Genomic DNA, 13,618 nt, shown 5'->3' with positions numbered 1-13,618 from the left:
CACACTGGAGGATAACTGTGCAAATTATCACCACAGATATCGCAGTCATCGGCGCTGGCGGCGCTGGTCTTCGAACTGCTATTGCAGCGGCTGAAGCAAACCCGGACTTAGAAGTTGCACTGATTTCTAAGGTTTATCCAATGCGCTCCCACACGGTTGCTGCAGAGGGTGGATCGGCAGCAGTTATCAAGGATGAAGATAGCCTAGACAACCACTTTAACGACACTGTTGGCGGTGGTGACTGGCTATGTGAACAGGACGTTGTTGAATACTTTGTAGAGAACGCAACTCGCGAAATGATCCAGATGGAGCAATGGGGTTGCCCATGGAGTCGTAAAGAGAACGGAGAGGTCAACGTACGCCGCTTTGGTGGTATGAAGGTCGAACGCACATGGTTCGCAGCCGATAAAACTGGCTTCCACATGCTTCATACTCTATTCCAGACATCAATGAAGTACGACAACATCAAACGTTTTGATGAGTACTTTGTGGTAGACCTGCTTGTGGATGAAGGCGAAGCACAAGGCCTGATTGCAATTCACATGTCAGAAGGTGAATTGGTGACAATTAAAGCGAAGTCAGTTGTATTGGCTACAGGTGGCGCAGGTCGCGTTTATCACTGTAACACCAACGGCGGAATCGTCACTGGCGACGGCATGGCAATGGCTTACCGCCACGGTGTACCGCTACGTGATATGGAATTCGTTCAGTACCACCCGACTGGTCTTCCGGGCACTGGCATCCTAATGACAGAAGGTTGTCGTGGTGAAGGCGGTATCATAGTCAACAAAGACGGCTATCGTTACCTGCAAGACTACGGCATGGGTCCTGAGACTCCAGTGGGTCAACCTAAAAACAAATACATGGAACTGGGTCCCCGTGACAAAGTTTCTCAAGCTTTCTGGCATGAACAGCAGAAAGGTAACACCATCAAACACCCTCTTGGTGATGTGGTGCATCTAGACCTTCGACATCTTGGTGAAGAGTACTTACAAGAGCGTTTACCATTTATCTGTGAGCTAGCAAAAGCTTACGTCAACGTTGACCCTGCAAAAGAACCAATTCCAATTCGTCCAACCGTTCACTACACCATGGGTGGTATTGAAACCAACGGCGAATGTGAAACTCGCATCAAAGGTCTGTTTGCTGTTGGCGAATGTGCGTCTGTTGGTCTTCACGGTGCAAACCGTCTAGGTTCCAACTCGCTGGCTGAATTCGTGGTATTTGGCCGCGTAGCTGGTGAGCAAGCAGTGAAACGCGCAACAGAATTCAAAGGCTGGAACGAAGCATCTATTGCAGCTCAAGTGGCAGCAGTTGAGGCTCGTATCGAAGCATTGCTAAACCAAGAAGGCGATGAGAACTGGGCAGATATCCGCACTGAAATGGGCCACACCATGGAAGCGGGTTGTGGTATCTACCGCCAAGAAGACTTGATGCAAGCAACGATTGATAAGATCACTGAACTTAAAGCTCGTTACAAGAAAATCAGCATTAAAGACAAAGGCAAAGTGTTCAACACTGACCTTCTTTACGCTATCGAAGTGGGCTACGGCCTAGAGGTGGCAGAAGCCATGGTTCACTCGGCAATTCTACGTAAAGAGTCTCGTGGTGCACATCAACGTCTAGATGATGGTTGCACAGAGCGTGACGACGTGAACTTCCTGAAACACTCACTTGCTTTTTTCCAAGAAGATGCAGCACCAAGTATTGACTACAGCAACGTGAAAATCACTAAATCTCAGCCTAAAGCGCGTCTGTACGGTGAAGCAGCAGAGAAGGCTGCGGCTGCTGAAAAAGCCGCTGAAGCAGAAGCGAAAAAGGTAGAGGAGCAAGCATAATGTCAGCAAACCGCATTCAAAAAGTCGACATTCTGCGTTACGACCCAGAGAAGAACGCAGAACCTTATACGCAAACGTTCGAAGTTCCCTTTGATGAGACCATGTCTGTACTAGACGCTCTTGGTTACATCAAAGACCACCTAGATAAAGATCTGTCTTACCGCTGGTCTTGTCGCATGGCGATATGTGGTTCTTGCGGCATCATGGTAAACAACGTGCCTAAGCTTGCTTGCAAGAGCTTCCTACGTGATTACCCAAATGGCGTAACTATCGAGCCACTAGCAAACTTCCCTATCGAGAAAGACTTGATCGTGGACATGACACCGTTCATCGAGCGTCTAGAAGCGATCAAACCTTACATCATTGGTAACGACCGCAAACCAGAAGATGGCACAAACCTACAAACACCTGAACAAATGGCGAAATACAAGCAGTTTGCTGGTTGTATCAACTGTGGTCTTTGCTACGCAGCCTGTCCTCAGTTTGGCTTGAACCCTGAGTTCATCGGTCCTGCGGCTCTGACTCTGGCACACCGTTACAACCTAGACAGCCGTGACAACGGTAAAGATGAGCGCATGAAGCTGATCAACGGTGAAAACGGTGCTTGGGGTTGTACGTTCGTCGGTTACTGTTCTGAAGTGTGTCCGAAGAGTGTGGATCCTGCAGCGGCAGTAAACCAAGGCAAAGTAGAGTCTTCTATGGATTTCGTAATTGCTATGTTGAAACCTGATGGTTCACCGAAAAAAGTGGAGGCATAAGGATGAGCAGCCGTAAACCTTACGTTCGTGAAGTACAACGCACTTGGTGGAAGAACCATCCTTTCTACCGCTTCTACATGCTGCGTGAAGCAACTGTGCTGCCACTGATCTTGTTCACTGTCTTCCTAACGATCGGTCTAGGTTCGCTAGTGAAAGGCCCAGAGGCTTGGCAAGGTTGGTTGGCGTTCATGGCAAACCCTATCGTGGTAGCGATCAACATCGTTGCACTACTAGGTAGCCTATTCCACGCGCAAACTTTCTTCAGCATGATGCCACAAGTTATGCCAATTCGTCTGAAAGGCAAACCAGTGGATAAGAAGATCATCGTTCTGACTCAGTGGGCAGCGGTAGCGTTCATCTCACTGATCGTTCTCATCGTGATGTAAGGAGCTTGAGTAATGAAACCGAATTATAGTGTTAATACTGCGCCGAAACGTTCTGATGAGCCAATCTGGTGGGGTCTATTTGGTGCCGGTGGTACTTGGTTTGCGATGATCACGCCAATCACAATATTGGTACTGGGTATCCTAGTGCCGCTAGGCGTCATAGATGCACAAGCAATGAGCTACGAGCGCGTATCTGAATTTGCAACCAGCATCATTGGCGCACTATTCATCATTGGCACGCTAGCACTGCCAATGTGGCACGCCATGCACCGTGTACATCACGGCATGCACGACCTAAAATTCCATACCGGAGTGGTAGGTAAAATTGCTTGTTACGCATTTGCAGGCCTGATATCTGGGCTCGCAATCATCTTTATCTTGATGATTTAAATGCTGACAAAAATGATAAAAGCTGGCAATTCGCCAGCTTTTTTATTGCCTGCCATTTATGCTTATCACCAGCACTGGTCAATGTAATTAAAGCCAACTATCACTTTTACCCGATAGAGATCGCCATCTCATCCTGTTATTTTGTGCAACGCTTGAAGCAAAATGCCTATGGTAACCCCTACCAAATTGTACGCGTAATCGCTGGTTGATTTGTTGCCTATCATCACTCTGATGGATAGCCATTATCTCGCTTTGGGGTACTTATATAGTTTTAGGTTACCTATGTTCTTTTTGCTTTTTTAGCTTTTGACCACCAATGATCTTATTGCTGTGTGATCTGATTAATTTAGTCCACTCCTCCCCCTGAAAGCCACAACAAGTTAGTCAAAGAAATCTATCTGGTTGTGATTTGAAACAGCTAAGTAAAATGACAGACAATAAAAAAGGCCGCCGAAGCGACCTTTTTTGATTGAATACTTTGAGTGAGTTACTTCACACGACCAACGTATTCGCCAGTACGAGTATCAACTCTCACAACTTCACCGATAGCGATGAATAGAGGCACGCGAACTACCGCGCCAGTTGCTAGAGTGGCTGGCTTACCACCAGTACCTTGAGTATCACCTTTTAGGCCAGGATCGGTCTCAGTCACGGCGAGCTCAACAAAATTTGGTGGCGTTACTGTGATAGGGTTATCATTCCACAACGTTAGAGTACATACGTCGTTTTCAACTAACCATTTCGCTGATTCGCCAACTGCCTTTGCGTCAGCTGCGATTTGCTCAAATGTTTCGTTGTTCATGAAGTGGTAGAATTCGCCATCGCTATATAGGTAACCGAGTTCAACGTCAACAACGTCAGCTAGTTCTACGGTATCGCCTGACTTAAATGTTTTCTCTAACACTTTACCTGACAGCAGTTTACGAAGTTTTACACGGTTAAACGCTTGGCCTTTGCCCGGCTTAACGTATTCATTTTCGATAATTGAGCAAGGCTCGTTATCCATCATGAATTTTAAACCGCCTTTGAATTCATTGGTGCTTACTGACGCCATGATTTCCTCTTACACATCTTTGAGTTGATTTCAATGCCAGACATAATAACCCGAAAAGTCGAATCTGTTGAGCAAAACTGGCTCAAACAACTATCGAATGCGATCTCGGACCCGAGAAAACTACTCGAAGTCTTAGAAATAGACCCAACACCGTGGCAAAAAGGTTTCGCGGCACGTGAACTCTTTTCGCTTCGAGTTCCGCTAAGTTTTGTTGAGCGAATGGAAAAGGGCAACCCTCACGACCCTTTATTGCGTCAGGTTTTGCCGCTCAGTGAAGAGTTTGAGGTGCATCAAGGCTACTCTGCTGATCCATTAGACGAGCAAGGCAACGCGATTCCAGGACTGCTACACAAATACAAAAATCGCGCATTGATGATTGTGAAAGGTGGCTGCGCGATAAACTGTCGATACTGTTTTAGTCGTCATTTTCCTTATCAGGACAACAAGGGGTCAAAGTCGGTTTGGCAAACCAGTCTCGATTATGTCTCTCAGCATCCAGAGATCAACGAGGTTATCTTATCGGGGGGCGATCCTCTGATGGCGAAAGACAGTGAAATCGAATGGCTGATTCAGGCTATCGAACACATTCCGCACATCAAGCGCCTGCGTATTCACAGCCGTTTACCTGTGGTCATTCCTGCTCGTATTACTGATCAACTATCCCACCTACTGCAAGCTTCCCGCCTACAAATTGTGTTGGTGACACACATCAACCACGCCGACGAAATCAATGCAGAATTGACCGCTAAAATGGCAAAGTTGAAGCAAGTTGGTGTGACTCTGCTAAACCAAGCCGTACTGTTAAAAGATGTCAACGACAGCGTTGAAGCACAAGTTACACTCAACGAAGCGTTATTTGATGCCGGTATTTTGCCTTACTACTTGCACGTTCTCGATAAAGTCCAAGGTGCGGCGCATTATTTTGTCTCAGATACACAAGCCAAAGAGATCATGCGCGGCGTGATCACGCGAGTATCTGGCTACTTAGTGCCCAAGTTGACCCGTGAAATAGGTGGTCGGCCAAGTAAAACACCACTGGATCTAAATCTAGAGTAAGTTGTTTACCGCATAAAGATTGTCGTTACGAGTAAAAGCTTTTGTTCGATCCAAGGCGCTTATCTATGCATACTCCGCCAATTTGGAGGTTAAAATGCAGACAACTTTTGAACACCTTTTCGAGCTTGAACCATTCAGTTGGCCAGCAATGTTTTGCTGCGCCATCAATGGGCTGATGATAGGTATAGAACGTCAAACTCGGGGCAAACCTGTTGGCATTCGTACCTCAATTCTTGTTATCTCAGGCACTTACCTATTTATGTCGATGGCAGTTTCCCTCTCACCAAACACACTCGACCAAGCTCGGGTACTTGGCCAGATCATTACAGGCGTGGGCTTCTTAGGCGCTGGCGTGATGATGACGCAAGATGGAAAGATCCATGGCGTAACTTCTGCGGCGGTGATTTGGGTTCTGGCTGGTTTAGGCTTGATGATTGGCTTAGGTTTGTTATCACAATCGATCATTATTACCGTATTAGCGCTGACCGTTTTACTCGGTGTGGACAAGGCGGAAAGTCGTGTCCAAGCTCTGCGCCGTGGGGTACATCAAAGAATGCAGCAGCGAAAAACATCCAAACGTTTAATCAAATAAACCACTTAATAAAAAAGCCCCGACATCTCATCGGGGCTTTTGTGTATCGAGTCATTATTGTGGAAGTTCGCTCGATTATTCAGCGAAAATCACGATAAGATTATCAAAGTTCACTGACTATTTAGCAAAGTTCACTATCGGGAAACATTTGAAGAAACCGTTGTCTGCACAGTTTAGTAGACCAATTTGAACACCGTCGATTTGATCAGTCATGTTAAAGAGACCAAGCTGGAAGTTCGATTTTTTAGAGATACTTGCCAGACCGATATCCGCCATTGTGTAACCCTCAGAATAATTCACCGCACTCCAGTTCAGACCTGCAACGTTGTTTGTTACGTTAACCGCACCTAGGTTAAGACCTGTGGTTTGGCCCTGGTTCCAGTTGAATAGACCGAGAGAAAGGCCGTTCATTTCTTGGTTTACTTTTGACGCACCAAAGAAAAGACCAAAGTTAACACCCGTTGTGCGGTCTGTTTCAGACATACCGAGAAGTGCGAAGTCGACACCTTTCACCTCGTTCACCTGACCGTGAAGAACCGCTAAACGAACGCCACCAACAGAAGAGTTTGAAGGAGCGTTAGTGTTATCGATGGTCGAGATCATAACTGGCGTGCTATCAGCCAGAGCGACAGGTGAAGCAATACTGGCGGCAACAGCCAGTGACATCATAAGCTTTTTCATTTTCGTCTCCGTTGGGGGATGGTTGATTGGCAACTTAGTTTATTGGCAACTTGATTTATTGATGATTTTATTTTCAATAAACTGGTTTTTAATCACTTGGTCTTCAAGAACCGAGTCTTTAATAACCACATATGTTGTAGTGATTTTGCTCCATTCGATGTCGAACAATGTTAGCTAGGGGTCATATTTAAGCGTTTTCAGGACAGAACAATGAATCCAATACACTGTTTTTCACGTCAATAACGCAGATACAAAAAGCCGAGGCATTCACCTCGGCTTCATCATTTGGTTTGGTTGGTTGTCTTTGCGCTACAAAAAAGTTAGAGCGTCAAGACAAGCAGCAATTTACATCATGCCGCCCATACCACCCATACCGCCCATACCACCCATGTCAGGCATACCTGCGCCGTCTTTTTGTGGTTGGTCAGTAATCATCGCTTCAGTTGTGATCATTAGACCTGCGACTGATGCGGCGAATTGTAGTGCGCTACGAGTTACTTTCGTTGGGTCTAGGATGCCCATCTCTAGCATATCGCCGTATTCACCTGTTGCGGCGTTGTAGCCGTAAGAACCTTTACCCGCTCTCACGTTGTTCGCTACCACTGACTCTTCGTCACCAGCGTTCTTCGTGATTTGACGGATTGGCGCTTCCATTGCACGCAGAGCAACACGGATACCAACATTTTGCTCCTCGTTGTCACCTTCTAAGTCAACGATCTGAGAAGCTGCACGGATTAGCGCAACACCACCACCAGCAACAACGCCTTCTTCAACCGCTGCGCGAGTCGCGTGTAGTGCGTCTTCTACGCGGTCTTTCTTCTCTTTCATTTCAACTTCAGTAGCTGCACCAACTTTGATGACTGCAACACCGCCTGCTAGCTTAGCAACGCGCTCTTGTAGTTTCTCTTTGTCGTAGTCTGAAGTTGCATCTTCGATTTGCTGACGAATTTGAGCAACACGACCTTGGATCATGGCTTCTTCACCCATGCCATCGATGATGGTTGTGTTTTCTTTTGTGATTGCAACGCGCTTCGCTTGACCTAGGTCTTCTAGTGCAACTTTTTCTAGCTCTAGGCCAATTTCTTCAGAAATCACGATACCGCCAGTCAGAATAGCGATGTCTTGTAGCATAGCTTTACGGCGGTCACCGAAGCCAGGCGCTTTCACTGCCGCCACTTTAACGATGCCACGCATGTTATTCACAACAAGCGTTGCAAGTGCTTCACCCTCTACGTCTTCAGCGATGATCAGCAGTGGACGAGATGCTTTCGCCACGGCTTCTAGTGCAGGAAGAAGCTCACGAATGTTCGATACTTTCTTATCGATCAGAAGGATGAAAGGGTTTTCTAGATCAACAGAACCCGCTTCTTGGTTATTGATGAAGTAAGGAGATAGGTAACCACGGTCGAACTGCATACCTTCTACTACATCTAGCTCATCTTGTAGTGCTTGACCTTCTTCAACAGTAATCACACCATCGCGGCCTACTTTTTCCATTGCTTCAGCGATGATGTTACCTACGCTTAAGTCAGAGTTCGCAGAGATAGTACCAACCTGTGCGATTGCTTTGGTGTCGCTACACTCAACAGACAACTGTTTAAGTTGCTCAACCGCTGCGATAACCGCTTTGTCGATACCGCGCTTAAGATCCATTGGGTTCATGCCTGCCGCAACGGCTTTTAGACCTTCGTTTACGATTGCTTGCGCGAGTACGGTTGCTGTTGTTGTGCCGTCACCCGCTGCGTCGTTTGCTTTAGACGCAACTTCTTTCACCATTTGTGCGCCCATGTTCTGGAATTTGTCTTCCAGTTCAATTTCACGCGCTACTGATACACCATCTTTAGTGATAGTTGGTGCACCAAAAGATTTGTCTAGAACTACGTTACGACCTTTAGGGCCGAGTGTTACTTTTACTGCATCGGCTAGAACGTTTACACCCTCTAGCATTTTAACTCGTGCGTCATTACCAAATTTAACGTCTTTAGCAGCCATCTTTGATTTCCTTTCTAAATTCTGTTTTGATTTCGTTTTTGAATCTGAGTAAAAAGTTACTCAATGATTGCTATTACTCAACGATCGCCATGATGTCGTTTTCAGACATTACCAGCACTTCTTTGCCGTCGATCTTTTCAGTTTTAGTGCCGTAACCTTCAGCGAAAATCACAGTATCACCCACTTTAACGTCCAACGGTAGCACTGTGCCGTTCTCTAGAATGCGGCCTTTACCCACAGCTAGAACCACGCCGCGAGTCGATTTTTCTGCAGCAGAACCCGTTAAAACGATGCCACCCGCTGACTTTGATTCCAATTCTTTGCGTTCAACGATAACTCGGTCATGTAATGGACGAATGTTCATCGGTCGTCTCTCCTGAAAATTTCCATGATTATTTGATAATTGCCCATGTAGGGGCACGTGTTCACTATATTAGGGGTAAAGCTAAGGATCCCAAGGGGCTGGCGTGATTTTTTTGTGACTTAGTTAAAATAACCAGCAGCTAAGCAACGGTTTGCGTGCGAAATGCTCACTCGCGGAGGCAGCGGCTTTCTTGTATCCTTCCACTTCCCTCACCAGATAGACATCAAAAATGTTGGAAAAGAACAAGCCGGACACTCAGGCCCAAGATAAACATGGTTTGCTGACCGCGCCCATTCCAGACACATTACGCAAAATGACCATTCCCATGACCATGGGCATGATTGCCATTTTGATGTTTAACTTGGTCGATACTTTTTTCATCTCGCTGTTGGGCACTAAAGCGCTGGCGGCGATCAGCTATACCTTTCCTGTGACCTTTGCGGTGAACTGCATCACGATGGGCATTGGTATGGGGCTATCGACCAACATAGGTCGTCTACTTGGCCAGGGTTATGCTCCCCAAGCCGCCCGTTTTACCAGCCATGGTTTGCTGCTTGCGGTGGCTTTGGTCACGATGGCCTCAACCTTAGGTTGGTTTACTATCGATCCACTATTTCGCTTCCTAGGAGCAAAAGCCGACGCTATCCCGCTCATTGAGCAATACATGCAAATCTGGTACTTAACCATTCCTCTGTTAGTGATACCGATGGCGGGTAACAGCGCCATTCGTGCCTCGGGCGATACGAGAACGCCAGCCAAGATTATGATGCTGGCAGGGCTCATTAACGGCCTTCTCGACCCAGTGCTCATCTTTGGCTTAGGACCTTTCCCTGAGCTCGGCATTCAAGGTGCAGCAATTGCCAGTGCATTCAGTTGGTTTGGCGCGTTGTGCGGATCTTTCTACGTATTGATAAAACGCGAAAAGCTGCTTGCTGCCCCACAGTGGTCGCTCATCAAACAAGATTGGCAACAAACTCTCAAGATAGGCACACCTGCCGCACTATCAAATGCCATGACACCGCTTTCTGGGGCGATTCTGATGATGATACTTTCCAGCCATGGAACCGCAGCAGTCGCGGCGTATGGGGCTGCGCAGCGTATTGAGTCGATCTTGATTCTGGTGTTAATGTCGCTAACCTCAGCGCTCACCCCATTTATGGCGCAAAACTTGGGGGCCAATAACCCAGCGCGTGCATTCTCAGCCTGGTTCCTAAGCATGCGCTTTGCGATTTTCTTCCAAGGTTTTATCTTCTTGATGATGGTGCCTCTTAGTATTCCTCTTGCTGCGCTGTTCTCACAGGAAGCAGCCGTCAAAGATTTACTGTGGCATTACCTCTTGGTGGTGCCATTTAGCTATGGCTTCCAAGGCATTGTGATGATGTTAGTCAGTGGCTATAACGCAATGCACAAACCACTGCGAGCTTTCCAATGGAGCTTTATGCGCTTGTTTGTCTTCACTTTGCCTGCGGCGTGGATTGGCAGTCAGTTGTACCGTGTTGAAGGGCTATTTATCGGCATAGCACTGGGCAATATACTCGGTGGACTGGTGGGTTACCTGTTCGCACTGCGTGAACGTCGCTTAATGCTAGCTGAACACTCAGACTCTTGATGAAACAAGATCAAACAAGTCTGAATATCAAAATAAAAAACCGCGGATAGCCGCGGTTTTTTTGGGGATTTCACAACGATTCAAGCTAGCTTAGAATAACTCTTCAGCCACTTTGTATAAGTCGTTGCGTACTGGACGCTTCATGTTCTCGATTGCATCTATGATGTCGTGATGAACCAACTGCTCTTTGACGATCCCCACGCAACGGCCGCCGTGGCCTTCCTGTAGTAAGTGAACCGCGTAGTTACCCATTCGAGACGCAAGAACACGATCAAATGCCGCTGGACGACCACCACGCTGGATGTGACCAAGTACCGTTGCACGAGTTTCACGCCCTGTTGCCGTTTCAATCTCTTTCGCTAGTTCGTTTGCATCCATCATCAGCTCAGTGAGTGCGATAATGGCATGCTTCTTACCTTTAGAAATGCCGTCTTGGATATTTTTGATTAACTTGTCTTTATCTAGACCTGTTTCTGGCGTAATGATGTACTCACAGCCACCTGCGATTGCAGACATCAGAGTCAGGTCACCACAGTGACGCCCCATGATTTCTACGATAGAAATACGCTGGTGAGAAGAAGACGTGTCACGCAAGCGGTCGATCGCATCGATAACCGTGTTAAGTGCTGTTAGGTAACCTATGGTGTAATCTGTACCTGCGATGTCATTGTCGATGGTGCCCGGCAAACCGATACATGGGTAGCCCATTTCCGTCAGTTTCTTAGCTCCCATGTAAGAGCCGTCGCCACCGATAACTACAAGTGCATCAATACCGTGTTTTTTCAGGTTCTCAATCGCTTGTTCGCGTACTTCCACTTGTTTGAATTCTGGGAAGCGTGCAGAGCCTAGAAATGTCCCGCCTGTGTTGATCACATCGGAAACACTAGAACGATCTAGCTTCTCTATCCGGCCTTCATACAGACCTAGGTAGCCATCGTAAACACCGTAAACTTCCAATCCTTCAGACAGTGCAGTACGAACTACGCCACGTACTGCAGCGTTCATACCAGGTGCGTCACCGCCACTTGTTAAAACACCGATCTTCTTAACCATGCTCACCCTCGATCTTTGACAATCAATTTATTTAATTTTCTTCTAGGCCCCTTGTTACCAAGCAACCTGCATAATGCAAAACTGTGCGTTATGTTACATTTCCTCTACAGGAATACCAATGAAAACACACTTTTTTATGTAACTTTTCTACTTATGTAAGAGTATTACAGTTTCCCTCTACAACTTCGTTGATTCACATCAGGATCACGTTTGTAAAGATGTGGTGATGGAAAGATAGCCAATAAGTGCCGATTTGTCGCCAGACACCATCGCTTTTTCGGCCGTTACCAATCTTGTATTTTCTGTTCTTTCTCTGGCCCAAACACCACTGACAATGGATCTTGGTGAATCAACACGTCCGCTTCAGGGAAAAGTGCCAACAAATTACCCTCTACTTTATCGGCTATATGATGCGCTTCGATCAAACGTAAATTATCATCAAGTTCTAGGTGTAACTGGATAAAACGTGTGGGGCCAGACATTCGGGTTCGTAACTGATGCACACCGAGTACCCCCTGTACTTTTAGGCACTCTGCTCGGATTTGCTCTAACTCTTCATCAGGCAGTTTTCTATCTAATAAGGTCTGAATCGCTTCACTGACCATCTTGAAAGCGCTGTACAAAATAAAGAGACCAATACCAATCGGAAGACGGCATCAGCCTGAGTGACACCAAAGTAGCTTAGGCCCAATGCCACCATAATGGCGCCATTCATATATAAATCCGTTTGGTAGTGCAGTGAGTCCGCGGCAATTGCTTGACTGCTGGTTACCCGCACCACATGCTTTTGGAACATCACAAGTCCAAAAGTCACCACCATGGCGAACAGGGAAACGTAAACCCCTAATTCAGGGCTATTGAGATCATGTGGACGGAAAAAGCGGTCGATGCCATTCAGTATCAGGAACACGGCAGAGCCAGAGATAAACATCGCTTGCGCCAGCGCCGCTAAAGACTCTGCTTTACCGTGGCCGAAGGTATGTTCTCTGTCCGCAGGCTGCAGGGAATAGCGCACCACAATAAGATTGACTACCGATGCCGCGATATCCAGCATCGAGTCTATTAAGGATGCCAGAAGGCTAACAGATCCGGTGACCCACCAGGCTATGACTTTAACGATTAAAAGAAGCGTCGCGACAATCGTCGCCATCCAAGCTGCCGTCGTGATTAAACGTGCGTATTGCTGTTTCATGTTCAGATAGTTAACTCAAACCTTGTGTTGAGTATACCTTGAGAATGAGGCAATGAGTATGACATTGCCGAGATCAAAAAGAGGCAGCGCTCTGGCTGCCTCTTTTTGATCTTTAGCAATCAGCTTTCGTGATGCTTGTTAGTAAGCTTTTGGAACTTCTCACCACACTTTTGATGGCGCTCTTTTTGTAGCTCAATGTATTTTGTTTTTTGCTCAGGCGTCAGCACGCTCAGCATTTTGTGTTTCTTCTCTAGCATCGCAACGCGACGTCCTGCTTGCTTTTCAACCATCTCTTTTGCTAAAACATTTGCAGTGGCTTGATCAAAGTTGTCAGCCAAGAGCAACGCTTGAACTTTTTCTTGATGCGCTTGGCGCTCTGCCATGCGAGCTTCTTTACCATCTGCGAATTTCGCTTTCATTGCCGCTTTGTTCGCTTGACGCATTTCTTTGAGTTGGCCTTTTTGTGCATCCGTCAGGTCTAGTTGACGCATAATGCCACGATCCATGCCTTTACCGCAGTCGCCATGGCCACCTTTGTGGTCTTTACCACCAAATGCGAATGCACTCGCTGTACCTAGAGTGAGAGGTAAAACAACAGCCGCTAGTACTAATTTCTTTGCAGTTTTCATAATGAGATTCCTTACACAGGTTAG

General features: G+C 46.7%; 13 protein-coding genes and 1 pseudogene. 7 read left to right on the top strand and 7 right to left on the bottom strand.

The annotated features are described in order from the left end of the window. The first annotated feature begins 17 nt into the window (after positions 1–17). From frdA to frdD, 4 genes are read left to right on the top strand one after another with little or no spacing between them, the layout of a single operon-like run. Entirely contained in the window at positions 18–1,838 is a 1,821-nt protein-coding gene (gene frdA / locus AND4_RS12685) for a fumarate reductase (quinol) flavoprotein subunit (protein WP_009843378.1), read from the top strand. Continuing rightward, positions 1,838–2,596, top strand: coding sequence for a succinate dehydrogenase/fumarate reductase iron-sulfur subunit (locus tag AND4_RS12680; protein WP_009843377.1), 759 nt, complete (start codon positions 1,838–1,840; stop codon positions 2,594–2,596). The genes frdA and AND4_RS12680 overlap by 1 nt, the downstream gene beginning before the upstream one ends. Positions 2,597–2,598: 2 nt before the next feature. Then, complete coding sequence (gene frdC, locus AND4_RS12675; RefSeq protein WP_009843376.1) at positions 2,599–2,982, top strand: fumarate reductase subunit FrdC; 384 nt, start codon at positions 2,599–2,601, stop codon at positions 2,980–2,982. A gap of 12 nt (positions 2,983–2,994) precedes the next feature. Beyond that, positions 2,995–3,372: a fumarate reductase subunit FrdD gene (gene frdD, locus AND4_RS12670; protein WP_009843375.1), complete on the top strand. Its 378-nt coding sequence runs from the start codon at positions 2,995–2,997 to the stop codon at positions 3,370–3,372. 487 nt (positions 3,373–3,859) lie between these two features. Here frdD and efp read toward each other — a convergent pair whose 3' ends face one another. Next, positions 3,860–4,426, bottom strand: a complete 567-nt coding sequence (efp, locus tag AND4_RS12665) for an elongation factor P (RefSeq protein ID WP_009843373.1) — start codon at positions 4,424–4,426, stop codon at positions 3,860–3,862. Between the two features lie 33 nt (positions 4,427–4,459). Between efp and epmB the strand changes: the two genes are divergently transcribed. Continuing rightward, on the top strand, positions 4,460–5,482 hold the full coding sequence (gene epmB, locus AND4_RS12660) for an EF-P beta-lysylation protein EpmB (RefSeq protein WP_009843372.1): 1,023 nt from the start codon (positions 4,460–4,462) through the stop codon (positions 5,480–5,482). 94 nt (positions 5,483–5,576) lie between these two features. After that, positions 5,577–6,074 (top strand): MgtC/SapB family protein, encoded by a 498-nt coding sequence (locus AND4_RS12655; protein WP_009843371.1) that lies wholly within the window; start codon positions 5,577–5,579, stop codon positions 6,072–6,074. 117 nt (positions 6,075–6,191) lie between these two features. Here AND4_RS12655 and AND4_RS12650 read toward each other — a convergent pair whose 3' ends face one another. The 3 genes from AND4_RS12650 to AND4_RS12640 all read right to left on the bottom strand — a co-directional run bounded on the left by AND4_RS12650 (position 6,192) and on the right by AND4_RS12640 (position 9,111). Further along, the gene (locus AND4_RS12650) at positions 6,192–6,755 is read right to left on the bottom strand and encodes a hypothetical protein (RefSeq protein ID WP_009843370.1); all 564 of its coding nucleotides are present in this window, start codon (positions 6,753–6,755) and stop codon (positions 6,192–6,194) included. A gap of 345 nt (positions 6,756–7,100) precedes the next feature. Beyond that, complete coding sequence (groL, locus tag AND4_RS12645) at positions 7,101–8,747, bottom strand: chaperonin GroEL (protein WP_009843369.1); 1,647 nt, start codon at positions 8,745–8,747, stop codon at positions 7,101–7,103. A 73-nt stretch (positions 8,748–8,820) separates the two neighbouring features. Further along, entirely contained in the window at positions 8,821–9,111 is a 291-nt protein-coding gene (locus AND4_RS12640; protein WP_009843368.1) for a co-chaperone GroES, read from the bottom strand. A 229-nt stretch (positions 9,112–9,340) separates the two neighbouring features. Here AND4_RS12640 and AND4_RS12635 point away from each other — a divergent pair, with 229 nt between their 5' ends. After that, on the top strand, positions 9,341–10,720 hold the full coding sequence (locus AND4_RS12635) for an MATE family efflux transporter (RefSeq protein WP_009843367.1): 1,380 nt from the start codon (positions 9,341–9,343) through the stop codon (positions 10,718–10,720). Between the two features lie 90 nt (positions 10,721–10,810). Here the strand turns inward: AND4_RS12635 and pfkA are convergent, their stop codons facing one another. The 3 genes and pseudogenes from pfkA to AND4_RS12620 form a co-directional block, all read right to left on the bottom strand. Next, positions 10,811–11,773, bottom strand: coding sequence for a 6-phosphofructokinase (pfkA, locus tag AND4_RS12630; protein ID WP_009843366.1), 963 nt, complete (start codon positions 11,771–11,773; stop codon positions 10,811–10,813). 284 nt (positions 11,774–12,057) lie between these two features. Then, positions 12,058–12,965 (bottom strand): annotated as a pseudogene (gene fieF / locus AND4_RS12625) (CDF family cation-efflux transporter FieF). A gap of 119 nt (positions 12,966–13,084) precedes the next feature. Beyond that, on the bottom strand, positions 13,085–13,594 hold the full coding sequence (locus tag AND4_RS12620; protein ID WP_009843363.1) for a CpxP family protein: 510 nt from the start codon (positions 13,592–13,594) through the stop codon (positions 13,085–13,087). Positions 13,595–13,618: the final 24 nt, after the last annotated feature.

Origin of the sequence: Vibrio sp. AND4 (assembly GCF_000171815.1) — a bacterium.
Taxonomy (GTDB): Bacteria; Pseudomonadota; Gammaproteobacteria; order Enterobacterales; family Vibrionaceae; genus Vibrio.
This window is presented reverse-complemented; position numbering and strand designations above follow the sequence as displayed.